The sequence below is a fragment of the Pseudomonas synxantha BG33R genome, from assembly GCF_000263715.2.
GTDB lineage: Bacteria > Pseudomonadota > Gammaproteobacteria > Pseudomonadales > Pseudomonadaceae > Aquipseudomonas > Aquipseudomonas synxantha_A.
In genome coordinates this window covers 4,365,375-4,381,842 of sequence record NZ_CM001514.1, presented here as the reverse complement: position 1 = coordinate 4,381,842, position 16,468 = coordinate 4,365,375, and the positions used below count along the sequence as shown (strand labels likewise).

Sequence of the window (16,468 nt, the reverse complement as noted above, 5' to 3'; positions counted from 1 at the left end):
CAGGCAGGAACCCCATGATGGACGCCTTCGAACTCCCCCGCACCCTGGTCCAGTCCCTTCAACGCCGCGCTGCACAGACACCGGATCAGGTCGCGTTGCGCTTCCTCGCCGACAGCGCCGAGCACAGTGTGGTACTCAGTTACCGCGACCTGGACCAACGCGCCCGCACCATCGCCGCCGCCTTGCAAGCCAATGCCGGCCTTGGCGAACGGGCGGTGCTGCTGTTCCCCAGCGGCCCGGACTACGTCGCAGCGTTCTTTGGGTGCCTGTACGCCGGGGTGATTGCGGTGCCGGCGTATCCGCCGGAGTCCACGCGCCGCCATCATCAGGAGCGCCTGCTGTCGATCATCAGCGATGCCGAGCCGCGCCTGTTGTTGACGATTGCCAGCCTCAGCGAGGACCTGGCGCAGATTGAAAATGCGCCGCCGGTACTGAGCGTGGATACTCTGGAGGCGCAGCTTGCCGAGCGCTGGGTCGAGCCCCGGTTGCAGGCCGACGACATCGCCTTCCTGCAATACACCTCGGGCTCCACCGCCTTGCCCAAGGGCGTCCAAGTCAGCCATGGCAACCTGGTGGCCAACGAAGTGCTGATCCGCCGTGGCTTCGGTATCGACCTCAACCCCGATGACGTGATCGTCAGCTGGTTGCCGCTGTATCACGACATGGGCCTGATCGGTGGCCTGCTGCAACCGATTTTCAGCGGCGTGCCCTGTGTGTTGATGTCGCCGGCCTATTTTCTCGGCCGACCGTTGCGTTGGCTGCAAGCGATCAGCGAATACGGCGGCACCATCAGTGGCGGCCCGGATTTCGCCTACCGCCTGTGCAGCGAGCGGGTCAGCGAGTCGGCCCTCGAACGCCTGGATTTGAGCCGCTGGCGCGTGGCCTATTCCGGTTCCGAGCCGATTCGCCTCGATACCCTGGAGCGCTTCGCGGAAAAATTCGCCGCCTGCGGTTTCACCCCGAACAACTTCTTCGCCTCCTACGGTTTGGCCGAAGCGACCCTGTTTGTAGCCGGCGGCACCCGTGGTTGCGGCATTCCCGCGATGCACATGGACGAGCAAGCGCTGGCCGCCAACCGTGCCGAACCGGGCCAGGGCAGTGCGATCATGAGTTGCGGCACCAGCCAGCCGGACCACGCTGTGCTGATCGCCGACCCGCATACCCTCACCGAGCTTGCCGACAACTGTGTCGGCGAACTCTGGGCCACGGGGCCGAGTATCGCCCACGGTTACTGGCGCAACCCCGAAGCCAGCGCCAAGACCTTCGTCCAGCACGCTGGCCGCACCTGGTTGCGCACCGGTGACCTGGGTTTCATCCGTGACGGCCAGGTGTATATCACCGGTCGCCTCAAAGACCTGCTGATCGTGCGCGGCCACAACCTCTACCCCCAGGACATTGAACAGACCATCGAGCGTGAAGTGGAGGTGGTGCGCAAAGGTCGCGTCGCCGCCTTTGCCGTGAATGACCAGGGCCTGGAGGGCATCGGCATTGCTGCGGAAATCAGCCGCAGCGTGCAGAAAATCCTGCCGCCAGAAGCACTGATCAAAGCGATCCGCCAAGCGGTGGCCGAGTCCTGCCAGCAAGCCCCGAGCGTGGTGGTGCTGCTTAACCCCGGTGCGCTGCCGAAGACGTCCAGCGGTAAGGTACAGCGCGCAGCCTGTGCGATTCGCCACGCCGATGGCAGCCTCGATAGCTATGCGCAATTCCCCGGAGTACAAGAGGCTGCGAGCGGCGCGGCGCTGGCGTCTGATCTGCAACAACGGATCGCGGCGATCTGGTGCGAGCAACTGCAACTGCCCGGCGTGGCCGCCGATGACCATTTCTTCCTGCTGGGTGGCAACTCCATCAGCGCCACTCAAGTGGTCGCCCGCCTGCGTGAAACCCTGGGCCTGGAACTGAACCTGCGCCTGCTGTTCGAAGCACCGACGCTGTCTGCCTTTGCGGCGGGCGTGGCGCAATTGCAACAGGACGGCGGCGTCGCCCAGGGCGTGATTCACGCGTTGCCGCGCCAGGAAGAGCTGCCCCAGTCGCTGGCACAGAACCGCCTGTGGATCACCTGGCAGTTGGACCCGCACAGCAGCGCCTACACCATTCCCGGCGCCTTGCACCTGCGTGGCGAGCTGGATGAAGAGGCGTTGCGCGCAAGCTTCCAGCAACTGATCCAACGCCACGAAGCCTTGCGTACGCGCTTTTACGAGCGCGAGGGTCAGGGCTTTCAGCGTGTCGAGGCCGCGACGGATTTTGCGCTGCAAGTCATCGACCTCAGTGACTTGCCCGCTGCCGAGCGCGAAGCGCATGCGCAGCAGATTCGCGAGGATGAAGCGCGTACCCAATTCGACCTGGAGAAAGGCCCGCTGCTGTGGGTCACCCTGGTGCGCCTGGACGATGAAGACCACCAACTGCTGGTGACGCTGCACCACATCATTGCCGACGGCTGGTCGCTGAATATCCTGATCGACGAGTTCTCGCGCCTGTACGCCGCTGCTGTCCAAGGGCAGCCCCTTGAGCTGCCACCGCTGGCCCTGCACTACGCCGACTACGGCAGCTGGCAGCGCCAATGGCTGGCCGAAGGCGAAGGCTCGCGCCAGTTGGCGTACTGGACGGCGCAGTTGGGTGACGAGCATCCGGCCTTGAACCTGGCCACCGATCATCCGCGTTCGGCCCAGCATCGGCACAGCGCCTCGCGGCATAGCCTGCGTCTGGATACACGCCTCAGCGCCGCGATTCGCCAAACCGCCCAGGCTCATGAGTCGACCCCGTTCATGCTGTTGCTGGCGGCGTTCCAGACCTTGCTTCATCGCTACAGCGGCCAGCGCGATATTCGCATCGGCGTGCCCAATGCCAACCGCCCGCGCCAAGAAACCCAGGGTCTGATCGGTTTCTTTATCAACACCCTGGTACTACGTGCCGAGCTGGACGGACGCCTGCCGTTCGACCAACTGTTGGCCGCCACCCGCCACAGTGCGTTGGGGGCCCAGGCCCATCAGGACTTGCCCTTCGAACAATTACTGGAAGCCTTCCCCCAGGCCCGTGAACAGGGCCTGTTCCAGGTGATGTTCAACCACCAGCAACGTGACCTGAGTGCCTTGCGCCGCTTGCCGGGCCTGTTGGCTGATGAACTGCCATGGCACAGCCGCGAAGCCAAGTTCGACCTGCAACTGCATAGCGAAGAAGACCGCAACGGGCGCTTCAGCCTGTCGTTCGACTACGCCGATGAGCTGTTCGAAAGCGCGACTATCCAGCGCCTGGCCGAGCACTACGTCAGCGTGTTGCAAGCGGTCTGCGAGCAACCGCAACAGGCCATCGGCGACCTGCCGTTGATGCCGCCCGGCCAGCAGCAACCCTGGGGCGAAGCGCCCTGCGAGCCGGCCCGGCAGTGGTTGCCTGAGTTGCTCAGCCAACAGACTTCGGACGCCACTGCGCTGGTCTGGCAGCACGGCAGCCTGACCTTCGCCCAACTGCATACCCAGGCCAACCGCCTGGCTCACTATCTGCGCGACAAAGGCGTCGGCCCGGACGTGTGTGTGGCCATCGCCGCCGAGCGTTCGCCGCAACTGCTGATCGGCCTGCTGGCCATCATCAAGGCCGGTGGCGCCTACGTGCCGCTCGATCCGGATTACCCTGCCGAGCGCCTGGCCTACATGCTCAAGGACAGTGGCGTACACCTGCTGCTGACCCAAACCACCTTGCTGGAGCAGTTTCCGACTGCCGAAGGCGTGTGCGTGATTGCCATGGACAGCCTGCACCTCGACAACTGGCCGACCCAAGCGCCAGGCCTGCACCTGCATGGCGACAACCTTGCCTACGTGATCTATACCTCCGGTTCCACCGGCCAGCCCAAAGGCGTGGGCAACACCCATGGCGCGCTGGCTGAGCGTTTGCAGTGGATGCAGGCCACCTATCAATTGAATGAAACCGATGTGCTGATGCAAAAGGCGCCGATCAGTTTCGACGTGTCGGTGTGGGAGTGTTTCTGGCCGCTGATCACCGGTTGCCGCCTGGTGCTCGCGGGGCCGGGTGAACACCGCGACCCGCACCGCATCGCGCAGTTGGTGCAGGAACATGGCGTGACCACGCTGCACTTCGTGCCACCGTTGTTACAGCTGTTTATCGATGAACCGCTGGCAGCTGAATGCACCAGCCTGCGCCGTATGTTCTCCGGCGGCGAAGCCTTGCCTGCCGAGTTGCGCAACCGCGTGTTGGCGCAGTTGCCGGCAGTGCAACTGCACAACCGTTATGGCCCGACCGAAACCGCAATCAACGTTACTCATTGGCATTGCTCCGCCACCGATGGTGAGCGCTCGCCGATTGGTCGGCCGTTGGGCAATGTGATCTGCCGCGTGCTCGACGAGCAGCTCAACCCGCTGCCGGCCGGGGTGCCGGGCGAGTTGTGCATCGGCGGCATCGGCTTGGCGCGTGGTTATCTTGGTCGTGCCGGGCTGACGGCCGAACGCTTTGTCGCCGACCCCTTGGGTGAGGCGGGCGCACGCCTGTATCGCACCGGTGACCGGGCGCGCTGGAGTGCCGATGGCGTGCTTGAATACCTCGGGCGCCTGGACCAGCAGGTCAAACTGCGTGGGTTCCGGGTGGAACCGGAAGAAATCGAAGCACGCCTGCTGGCCCAGGACGGTATCGTCCAAGCCGTGGTGCTGGTGCGCGACGCGCAGTTGATCGGCTATTACACCGCCCACACCGAACTGGATGAGCAACAGGTCAAAACCGCCCTGGCCGCCCAATTGCCGGAATACATGGTGCCCGCGCTGCTGATGCGCCTTGACGCCATGCCCCTGAGCCCCAGCGGCAAGCTCGACCGGCGCGCCTTGCCCGAGCCGGTCTGGCAAACCCGCGAACACGTCGAACCGCACACACCGTTGCAGCTGCAAATCGCCGCGATCTGGCGCGAGGTCTTGGGCCTGCCGCGCATTGGCCTGCGCGATGACTTCTTCGCCTTGGGCGGGCACTCGTTGCTGGCCACGCAAATCATCTCGCGCACCCGCCAGGCGTGTGACGTAGAGCTGCCGTTGCGCACCCTGTTCGAAGCCAGTGAGTTGGGCGCCTTTGTCGAGCAGGTCGGGCTGATCCAGGCGGCGGGGCAGCGCAATCAACAAAGCGCAATCGCCAAGGTCGACCGCAGCGCGCCGGTGCCGTTGTCCTATTCCCAGCAGCGCATGTGGTTCCTCTGGCAGATGGAACCGGACAGCCCGGCCTACAACGTCGGCGGCATGGCGCGCCTGCGCGGCGTGCTGGATGTGCAACGTTTCGAGGCGGCGTTGCAGGCATTGATCATGCGTCACGAAACCCTGCGTACCACCTTCCCGAGCGTTGACGGCGTGGCATACCAGAAGGTTTCGCCGCAGACCGCTGTACGCATGGACTGGCAGGACTTCTGCGCACTGAACGAAACCGAGCGCCAACAGCGCTTGCAGCAACTGGCTGATCAGGAAGCGCACACGCCATTCAACCTGGAAACCGGGCCGCTGTTGCGAGCCTGCCTGGTCAAGGCCGACGAGCAGGAACACTACCTGGTGCTGACCCTGCACCATATCGTCACCGAAGGCTGGGCCATGGACATCTTCGCCCGTGAACTCAGCGCCTTGTACGAAGCTTTTATCGACGAACGCGATTCGCCGCTGGCGCCGCTGCCGGTGCAGTACCTCGACTACAGCGTGTGGCAGCGCCAGTGGCTGGAGTCCGGTGAGCGCCAACGCCAGCTGGATTACTGGACCGCGCAACTGGGCACTGAACATCCTCTGCTGGAGCTGCCCGGCGACCGCCCACGGCCTACGGTACAAAGCCACCAGGGCGAGCTGTACCGCTTTGACCTGAGCGATGAGTTGGCGGCCCGCGTGCGCGCCTTCAATGCCGAGCGCGGCCTCACGCTGTTCATGACCATGACCGCCACCCTGGCCGTGTTGCTCTACCGCTACAGCGGCCAGACCGACCTGCGCATCGGCGCGCCGGTCGCCAACCGCATTCGTCCGGAAAGCGAAGGGCTGATCGGCGCGTTCCTCAACACCCAGGTGCTGCGTTGCCAGCTCGATGGGCAAATGAGTGTCGCCGCACTGTTCGAGCAGGTGCGCCACACTGTGATCGAGGGCCAGTCTCATCAGGACCTCCCGTTCGACCATCTGGTCGAAGCCCTGCAACCGCCGCGCAGCGCGGCGTACAACCCGCTGTTCCAGGTGATGTGCAACGTGCAGCGCTGGGAGTTCCAGCAGAGCCGCCAACTGGCGGGCATGACCGTCGAGTACCTGGCCAACGATGCGCGGGCGACCAAGTTCGACCTTAACCTGGAAGTCACCGACCTCGACCATCGCCTGGGTTGCTGCCTGACCTACAGCACCGACCTGTTCGATGAACCGCGCATTGCGCGCATGGCCGAACATTGGCGCAACCTGTTGCAAGCCTTGATTGCCAACCCGCAGCAGCGTCTCAGCGAATTGCCGTTGCTGAGCGCAGATGAACAGCGCGCATTGCAGGACAGTCTCGGGGTTGAGAAGGGCGAGCATCGCCTCGACCAATGCATCCATCAGCTGTTCAGCCATCAAGCCAGCCAGCGTGCCGATGCCCCAGCGCTGACCTTTGCCGGTGTGACGCTCACTTATGCTGAGCTGGACGCCCGCGCCAACCGCCTGGCCTGGATGCTGCGCGAGCGCGGGGTGGGCCCGCAGGTACGGGTCGGCCTGGCACTGCCGCGCTCGCTGGAAATGGTCGTCGGCCTGCTGGCGATCCTCAAGTCCGGTGGCGCCTACGTGCCGCTGGACCCGGAATACCCGCTGGACCGCCTGCATTACATGATCGAGGACAGCGACATCGGCTTGCTGCTCAGCGATGCGGCGATGTTCGAAGCACTCGGCGAATTACCGACGACCGTGGCGTGCTGGTGCCTGGAAGACGACCTGCCGGTGCTGGAGAATTACCCTGCCGATGCGCTGCCGTTTGTGAGCCTGGCGCAACACCAGGCGTACCTGATCTATACCTCCGGCTCCACCGGCAAGCCGAAAGGCGTGGTGGTGTCCCACGGTGAAATCGCCATGCATTGCCAGGCGGTGATCGAACGGTTCGGTATGCGCCCGGATGACTGCGAGCTGCACTTTTATTCGATCAACTTCGACGCCGCCACCGAGCGTTTGTTGGTGCCGCTGCTCAGCGGTGCCCAGGTGGTATTGCGCGCCCAGGGCCAGTGGGATGCCGAAGAAATCTGCGCGCTGATTCGTACCCATCGCATCAATATCCTTGGCTTTACCCCCAGCTATGGCAGCCAGTTGGCGCAGTGGCTGGCGACCCGGCAGCAGACCTTGCCGGTGCGCATGTGCATCACCGGTGGCGAAGCCTTGACCGGCGAGCACCTGCAACGTATTCGTGCGGCGTTCATGCCTGAGGTGTTCTTCAACGCCTATGGCCCCACCGAAACCGTGGTGATGCCGCTGGCCAGCCTGGCGCCGCAGCAGTTGGAAGAGGGCGCCGGCAGCGTGCCGATCGGCAGCATCATCGGTGCGCGCGTGGCCTACATTCTCGACGCCGACCTGGCGCTGGTGCCCCAAGGCGCCAGTGGTGAGTTGTATATCGGCGGTGCCGGCCTGGCCCAGGGTTACCACCGCCGGCCAGGGATGACGGCGGAGCGGTTTGTCGCCGATCCGTTTGCCGCCAAGGGCGGGCGCCTGTACCGCACCGGCGACCTGGTGCGCCAACGCGCCGATGGCCTGGTGGAATACCTGGGGCGTATCGACCACCAGGTGAAGATTCGTGGTTTCCGTATCGAGTTGGGCGAGATTGAAACGCGCTTGCTCGAACATGCCGCCGTGCGCGAGGCGGTGGTGCTGGCCCTGGATGCACCGAGCGGCAAGCAACTGGTGGCGTACCTGGTCAGCGATGCCGAGCCTGTCGCCTTGCGCGAGGCGCTGAAGGCGCACCTCAAGGCGCAACTGCCGGACTACATGGTGCCTGCGCATTTGATCGTGCTGGACAGTATGCCGCTGACCGCCAACGGCAAGCTCGACCGCCGCGCTTTGCCTGAGCCGGACCCTGAGGCCAATCGCCAAGCCTACGTAGCGCCCCGCAGTGAGCTGGAACACAGCCTGGCTGCCATCTGGTGCGCGGTGTTGAATGTGCAGCAAGTCGGCCTCGACGATAACTTCTTTGAGCTGGGCGGTGACTCGATCCTGTCGATCCAGGTGGTCAGCCGGGCGCGCCAGGCCGGGATCCATTTCAGCCCCCGTGACCTGTTCCAGCACCAGACCGTGCAAACCCTGGCCGCTGTCGCCACCCATTCGCAGCAGGTCACCGCCGAGCAAGGTGTATTGACCGGCAGCTCTGGGCTTACGCCGATCCAGCATTGGTTCTTCGACACCGATATTGCGGCACGCCAGCACTGGAACCAGGCGCTGGTGCTCAAGCCGTTGCAATTGCTCGACCCCCATCGCCTGGAGCAAGCGTTGCTGGCGGTGCTGGAACATCACGACGCGCTGCGCCTGAGCTTCACCCGGCGCGACGCGCAGTGGCATGCCGAACACCTGGCCGTGCCGGAAGGCGGCATGCTGATGCAGGCGCAGGTGCGCGACATGGAGCAATGCACCGCGCTGTTCACCGATACCCAGCGCAGCCTCGACCTTGAGCACGGGCCGCTGTTGCGTGCGTTGCTGGTGGACGGGCCGCAGGGCCAGCAGCGCTTGCTGATCGCGATCCATCACCTGGTGGTCGATGGCGTGTCGTGGCGTGTATTGCTGGAGGATCTGCAAAACGTTTATCGCCAACTCAGTGACGGCCAGTCTGTCAGCCTGCCGGCCAAGACCAGCGCGTTGCGCGACTGGGCCGCGCGTTTGCAGGCGTACGCCGGCAGCGAATCCCTGCGCGAAGAGTTAAGCCTGTGGCAGGACCAGTTGGCCGGCCCGGCGGTGACACTGCCGGTGGCACGTGCGCAAGGCAGCTTGCGCAATCGTGACGCCGAGACGATCAGCGTGCGCCTGGACGCAGAGACCACGCGCCAACTGTTGCAGCAAGCGCCGAGCGCCTACCGCACCCAGGTCAACGACTTGTTGTTGACGGCCCTGGCCCGTGTGCTGTGCCGCTGGAGCGGCCACGACTCGGCGTTGATTCAGCTGGAAGGCCACGGCCGCGAACCGTTGTTCGATGAGATCGACCTGACGCGCAGCGTCGGTTGGTTCACCAGCGCCTACCCGTTGCGTCTGACCCCGCTGGCCGAGCAGGGCGCCTCGATCAAGGCGATCAAGGAGCAACTGCGCGGCGTGCCGCACAAGGGCTTGGGTTACGGCGTGCTGCGCTACCTGGCGGACGATCTGTGCAAACGCAGCATGGCGGCATTGCCAGGCGCCGACATCACCTTCAACTACCTCGGGCAGTTCGACCAGAGCTTTGGCGCCGAGGCGCTGTTCCACCCGCTGGATGAGTCCGCCGGCCTGGCCCATGATCCGGACGCACCGCTGCCCAATGAGCTGAGTGTCGACAGCCAGGTCTACGGCGGTGAGCTGGTGCTGCGCTGGACCTTCAGCCGTGAGCGCCACGATGCGCACACCATCGGCAACCTGGCCGACGCCTACCTGGCCGAACTGCGCAGCCTGATCGCCCATTGCCTGCAGGACGACGCCGGTGGCCTCACGCCGTCCGATTTCCCCTTGGCGCACCTGACCCAGGCGCAACTGGATGCCTTGCCGGTTCCGGCCAGCGCCATCGAAGACGTCTACCCGCTGACCCCGATGCAAGAGGGCCTGTTGCTGCATACCTTGCTGGAACCGGGCACCGGCCTGTATTACATGCAGGACCGTTACCGCATCAACAGCGCCCTGGACCCCGAACGTTTCGCCCAGGCCTGGCAAGCGGTGATCGCCCGCCATGAAGCCTTGCGCGCTTCGTTCTGCTGGAACGTCGGCGAAGACATGCTGCAAGTGATCCACAAGCCCGGCAGTACGCCGATTGAATACCTGGACTGGAGCGCCGACCCGCAGGATGAGCAGGAACCGCGTCTGCAAGCGTTGCTCAAGGCCGAGCGTGAAGCCGGTTTCGATCTGCTCAACCAGGCTCCGTTCCACTTGCGCCTGATCCGCGTGGGGGAGGCACGTTACTGGTTCATGATGAGCAACCACCACATCCTCATCGATGCCTGGTGCCGTTCGCTGCTGATGAATGATTTCTTCGATATCTACATGGCCCTGGGCGAGGGACGCGATGCGCAACTGGCGACGCCGCCGCGCTACCGCGACTACATTGCCTGGCTGCAACGCCAGAACCTCAATGAAGCGCGCCAGTGGTGGCAACACAACCTGCAAGGCTTCGAACGCACCACGCCGATCCCGAGCGATCGCCCGTTCCTGCGCGAACATGCCGGCGGCAGCGGCGGCATGGTGGTGGGCGACTGCTACACCCGCCTCGATGCCCGCGACGGTGCGCAACTGCGCGAACTGGCGCAGGCGCACCAGCTCACCGTCAACACCTTTGCCCAGGCGGCATGGGCATTGGTGCTGCGTCGCTTGAGTGGCGATCGCGATGTGGTGTTCGGTGTCACCGTGGCCGGGCGCCCGGTAGAGATGCCCGAGATGCAACGTACCGTCGGCCTGTTTATCAACAGCATCGCACTGCGGGTGAAACTGCCCGAGGACGGCCAGCGCTGCAGCGTACGCCAGTGGTTGAGCGCCTTGCTCGACAGCAATATGCAGCTGCGCGAGTACGAATACCTGCCGCTGGTGACCATCCAGGAGCACAGCGAATTGCCCAAGGGCCAGCCGTTGTTCGACAGCCTGTTCGTGTTCGAAAACGCCCCGGTGGAAGTCTCGGTGCTGGACCGTGCGCAAAGCCTCAATGCCACGTCCGATTCCGGGCGTACCCACACCAACTTCCCGCTGACTGCCGTGTGCTATCCGGGGGATGACCTTGGTTTGCACCTGTCCTACGACCAGCGCTACTTCGACGAAAGCACCGTGCAAGGGATGCTCAGTGAGTTCAAGCGTCTACTGCTGGCGCTGATGCAAGGCTTGCATGGCGACATGGCTGATTTGCCGCTGATTGGCGAGCAGGAACGTGAATTCCTGGTGGAAGGCTGTAATCAGAGCGCACATGCCTATCCGCTGGAGCGCAGCTACATCGAGTTGTTCGAGCAACAGGTGGCGCAACATCCGCAGCGTATCGCCGCCAGTTGCCTCGACCAGCAATGGAGCTATGACGAGCTGAACCGCCGCAGCAATGGCCTGGGCCACGCGCTCATTGCGGCGGGTGTGGGCCTGGACCAACCGGTGGCGTTGCTGGCTGAACGTGGGTTGGACCTGCTGGGCATGATCATCGGCAGCTTCAAGGCCGGTGCCGGCTACCTGCCGCTGGATCCGGGCCTGCCGGGTCCGCGCCTGAGCCGCATCATTGACCTGAGCCGCACGCCCTTGCTGGTGTGCACCGAGGCGTGCCGGGACCAGGCCATCGAACTGCTCGAAGGGGTCGATTGCCAGTTGCTGGTGTGGGAGGAAATTCCCGCCCGTGGTGAAAACCCAGGTGTCTACAGTGGCCCGGACAACCTTGCCTATGTGATCTATACCTCGGGCTCCACCGGCTTGCCCAAGGGCGTGATGGTTGAACAGCGCGGGATGCTTAATAACCAGTTGAGCAAGGTGCCGTATCTGGGGCTGAGCGACGCGGATGTGATCGCCCAGACCGCTTCGCAAAGCTTTGATATTTCCGTCTGGCAGTTCCTCGCCGCGCCGCTGTTTGGTGCGCGGGTAGATATTGTGCCGAACACCATTGCCCATGATCCGCAGGGGTTGCTGGCGCACGTTCAAGCACAGGGCATCACTGTGCTGGAGAGTGTGCCGTCGCTGATCCAGGGCATGTTGGCCCAGGAGCGTATCGGCCTCGATGGCCTGCGCTGGATGCTGCCCACCGGTGAAGCCATGCCACCGGAACTGGCGCACCAGTGGTTACTGCGCTATCCGCAGATTGGTCTGGTTAACGCTTATGGCCCGGCGGAATGTTCGGATGATGTGGCGTTCTTCCGCGTCGACCTGGCCTCGACCCGTGGCACTTACCTGCCGATTGGTACGCCGACCGACAACAACCGTTTGTACCTGCTCGACGGTGCGCTCGACTTGGTGCCCCAGGGCGCAGTCGGTGAATTGTGTGTCGCCGGCACCGGGGTCGGCCGCGGTTATGTCAGCGATCCGCTACGCACCGCCCAAGTCTTTGTGCCCAACCCATTTGGCGCACCGGGCGAACGTCTCTACCGCACCGGCGACCTCGCTCGGCGCCGCAGCGATGGCGTGCTGGAGTACGTCGGGCGGATCGACCATCAGGTGAAGATTCGCGGCTACCGCATCGAACTGGGTGAAATCGAAGCGCGCCTGCATGAACAACCTGACGTCCGCGACGCGGCGGTCGGCGTTCAGGAGGGCGTTAACGGCAAGCATCTGGTTGGCTACCTGGTGGCCGCCGATGAGTCGTTGAACGCTGGCGAGCGCCTGGACCGCATAAAGCAGCGCCTGCGTGCCGAACTGCCCGAATATATGGTGCCGCTGCATTGGCTATGGCTTGAACGCCTGCCCCTGAATGCCAACGGCAAACTCGACCGCAAGGCCCTACCGGCCCTGGAGATCGGCCAACTGCACAGCCAGGACTACCTGGCGCCGCGTAATGAACTGGAAACCACCCTGGCCGGAATTTGGGCCGAGGTGTTGAAGGTTGAAAGGGTCGGGGTGCAGGACAACTTCTTCGAACTGGGCGGGCACTCCTTGCTGGCTACGCAGATCGCCTCGCGGGTGCAGAAAACGTTGCAGCGCGATGTGCCGCTGCGGGCGATGTTCGAGTGCAGCACGGTGGCGGAGTTGGCTGAGTATATCGACGGGTTGGCGGCCAATGAGATCAGTGCCGAGAAGGTGGATCGGTTGAGTGATTTGATGGCGGAGTTGGAGGGACTTTAATCGTCGTTGCCTGTCAGGGCCTCATCGCAGGCAAGCCAGCTCCCACATGTTGAGTTGTGAATACATTCAAATGTGGGAGCTGGCTTGCCTGCGATGGCACCTGCGAGGGCGGCGCTTATTTTGGCCCGAGAATCTTCACTAACTTCTCCGGCGAAGGCGCCCCCTGTTGTTGCTGCAACCCGCCTTTATCATCCAGATAGAAAATCGCCGGCGTCGCCGACAACTCCAGTTCATCCATCAACTTCATATTGGCATCGAGCTTGGCCTCGACCTCGGCCGGGATCTTTTCCAGCGCCTTGAGTTTGCTGCCCTTGCCGGCGGCTTCGTGTTCTTGCAGGGCTTTTTGCGGGTCTTTGGCGGCGAGCAGGGCGGCGGATTTGCCTGGGCTGTCTTCGCGGATGATGCCGACCATGATGTGGCGCAGCTGCACCTTGCCGGCCTTGACCCACGGGCGCGCCTGTTCCCAGAACATGTTGCAGTAGGGGCAGTTGGGGTCGCTGAACAGGTAGACGGTGCGCGGGGCGTTTTTGTCGCCGTCCTGGATCCAGCTGCTTTTTTCCATCTTGGCCCAGACTTCCTTGGCCATGGGTGCGTACACCAGTTTTTCCAGAGGCGCGGTGCTCAGGTCATTGCCCTGGGCGTCGTACAGGTTGCCGGCGATCACGTTTTTGCCGTCGGCGGTCAGGTACAGGGCCATGCCACGGTTCTGGTACTGGGTGGCGTAGCCGGTGAGGCCGCTGGGGGCATCGAATTTACCGATGATCCTGGCGCCCTTGGCTTCGATCTGTTTGATCGGCGCCGGCCAGTCTTCGGCCTGGGCCAGGGAGGCGGCGAGCGTCAAGGGCAGCAGGGTCAGCAGGTGGCGGAGGCGAGGCATGTCGGTTTCCTTGTCGTGGTGTCATCGAAGGGTTCCATGGCGCGGGCCAGGCTGGCTTCGGAGAGTTCGCCCAGGTGGCTGTTGATCAGGCGCCCATCGGCTTGGTAGAACAGCGTGGTCGGCAGGGCCATGGAGCCCACGGCTTGGCCGAGGCGGCCGCTGGCGTCGAACAGCATGTTGTCCAGGTTCAGGCCCTGGGTGGCCAGGTAGGTGCTGACGCTTTGCATGCTCTCGGCCTGGTTGACGAACAGAAAGGTCACGTCGGGGCGCATACGCTGGGCGTTTTCCAGCACGGGCATTTCGCGCCGGCACGGCGGGCACCAGGTGGCCCACAGGTTGATCACCAGCGGGCCACCCTGGTAATCCGCCAGTTGCACCACCTCGCCATTGGCGTTGCGCAGGGTGATGTCCGGCAGGCGCGTGCCTTTTTCATACAGGCTGAGGGAAAGGCTGGCCATGCCCCAGAACAACAGACCGGTGATCACCCCGGCGCTGAGCGGCTTGCGCAGGGCCGGGCGACGCCAGCCATACGCCAGCGCGCCGAGGATCAGCACAATAATCCCGGGCCAGGCGAGGAAACCACCGTCACGCAAGTCGACCATCTCCACCCAGTCGTTGCTGTAATAACTCCAGTACATCAGCACGAAGCTGACGCGGGCGGCCAACATGCCCAGCAGGAACAGGCTGAACAGCACCGATTCGGGGTTCTCACCGCCACGCTTGGCCACGCGCCAGCCCACCAGGGTGGCGAGAATCAGCGCGCTGATCAGCAGGATGTGATTCAGGGCGATGGCGAATGTGCCGATGGTCAGGGTCAACATCAGCGCGCGTCTCGGGTTTGCGTCCAGCGTTGCAGGAAGGCGGCGGCATCCACTTCGCCGGTGATGCGTTGGGCGCGACGTTCATCACCGTCCGGGCCGATCCACACGAAGCTCGGTGGCCCCGGCACCTTGTAGCGGCCCAGCAGTTCGCGGCTGGCAGCGTTGTCGGCGGTGACGTCCAGGCGTAGCAGGCGCACGTCTTTGAGCGCGTCCATCACCTCGGGTTTGCCGAACACCTGTTTTTCCATGATCTTGCACGACACGCACCAGTCAGCGTAATAGTCCAGCAGCACCCATTGGCCCTGGGCCTTGGCGCTGTCGAGCTGGCTTTGCAGCACGGCCGGGTCATTGATGGTGGTGAAGGCATCGTGAGCGCTCGGTGCACCGGCGACCTTTGAGCCGCTGTAAACCTTCAACGGTTGCCACAGCTCATCGCTGCCACCGGCTGCGCCCACCACCAGTATCGCGCCCCACAGGCCCAGCACCAGGGAACCTGCGCCGAACACCTTGGCGGCCAGGCCGAACTCACGGGCCAGTGTCCAGCCGCAGTACGCCATCACCAGCGCCAACGCACCCCACAGGCCGATCCACAGGCTGTCGCCGACCACTGGGCGAATCATCAGCACGGCGGTGCCCAGGAACAGGAAGCCGAAGATACCCTTGAGCACGTTCATCCAGGTGCCCGGCTTGGGCAGGAAGCGATTGCCCACGGTCACCAGCAGCAACAGCGGAATGCCGATACCGATGCCCATGGCGAACAGGATCAGGCCACCGTGCAGCGCATTGCCGCTCTGGGCGATATACAGCAGGGCGCCGGCCAGGGGCGCGGTCATGCACGGGCCCACCAGCAGGCCGGACAGCGCGCCGAGCACACCAGCACCCACCAGGCTGCCACCGCTTTGCTGGCGGCTGACGTTATCGAGACGGTCGCGCAGGAAGGCGGGCAACTGCAATTCAAAGAAGCCGAACATCGGCAGGGCCAGCAGCACGAACAGCGCGGCAAAACTGCCGAGGATCCACGGGGTTTGCAGCAGCGCGGCGAGGTTGGCGCCAAGCAGCGCGGCCATCACACCCAGGCCCGCATACACCAGTGCCATGCACACCACGTAGCTACCGGCCAGGGCAAAACCACGGCGCGGGCTGGCGCCACTGCCCACCACCAGGCCGGCGAGAATCGGCAGCATCGGCAGCGAGCAGGGCGCAAACGCCAACAACAGGCCCAGGCCAAAGAATATCAGCAGGCTCCAGCCCAGGCTGCGTTGTTGCAGGCCGCTGGCCAGGCTTTGGTCCTGGGCCTGCGCGGTAGCGGCTACGGCCGGGTTGCCGCCCAGGTCCACGGTGATCGACTGCGGTGGATAACACAGGCCTGCATCGGCACAGCCCTGCCAGCCCAGCTTGACCTTGCCGGTGGCGCCGGCCGGGATCTTCACTTCCAGGCCCTGGCGATACACTTGCTGTTCGCCGAAGAACTCATCGCTATGGGCTTCACCCTGGGGCAGCACGGGTTGTTCGGCCAAACCGTCGAACTTCATGCGTTGCTGGTACAGGTAGTAACCGTCGGCTATCTGCCAATACAGTTGGGTTTCGCCACTTTCAAGACGTTCGGAGGTAAAGGTGAAGGCTTTGCCCACCGGGAGAAAGTCGGGTTTGGTTTCGAAGGGGTTGCCCGGCGCTGCCTGGGCGAATCCCGCGAACAACACCAGCAGAAAGGTAAACAGATGCCGCATGGTCAAGCCTTAGTTCGATGCAAGTGAGGCACACAATGTGTGGCGCTGATTAACCGATGATTAACCGGCGCTATTCTAGAGTGTAGGGATAATCTGATGTTGTTAACTTTAGCGGCATAATGCGCGCTTAAT

General features: G+C 63.8%; 4 protein-coding genes. 1 reads left to right on the top strand and 3 read right to left on the bottom strand.

Features of this window, described 5'->3' with window-relative positions:
- The first annotated feature begins 14 nt into the window (after positions 1 to 14).
- Entirely contained in the window at positions 15 to 12,911 is a 12,897-nt protein-coding gene (locus PSEBG33_RS08455; protein WP_005789986.1) for a non-ribosomal peptide synthetase, read from the top strand.
- Positions 12,912 to 13,026: 115 nt separating this feature from the next.
- Here the strand turns inward: PSEBG33_RS08455 and dsbG are convergent, their stop codons facing one another.
- From dsbG to dsbD, 3 genes are read right to left on the bottom strand one after another with little or no spacing between them, the layout of a single operon-like run.
- The gene (gene dsbG / locus PSEBG33_RS08460) at positions 13,027 to 13,788 is read right to left on the bottom strand and encodes a thiol:disulfide interchange protein DsbG (RefSeq protein ID WP_005789984.1); all 762 of its coding nucleotides are present in this window, start codon (positions 13,786 to 13,788) and stop codon (positions 13,027 to 13,029) included.
- A complete protein-coding gene (locus tag PSEBG33_RS08465) occupies positions 13,764 to 14,609 on the bottom strand; it encodes a TlpA disulfide reductase family protein (RefSeq protein WP_005789983.1) in 846 nt (281 codons plus the stop codon). Before PSEBG33_RS08465 ends, dsbG begins: the two co-directional genes overlap by 25 nt.
- Positions 14,609 to 16,336 carry a protein-disulfide reductase DsbD gene (dsbD, locus tag PSEBG33_RS08470; protein ID WP_005789981.1) on the bottom strand — a complete coding sequence of 576 codons (1,728 nt, stop codon included), beginning with the start codon at positions 16,334 to 16,336 and terminating at the stop codon, positions 14,609 to 14,611. Before dsbD ends, PSEBG33_RS08465 begins: the two co-directional genes overlap by 1 nt.
- Positions 16,337 to 16,468 lie beyond the last annotated feature (132 nt).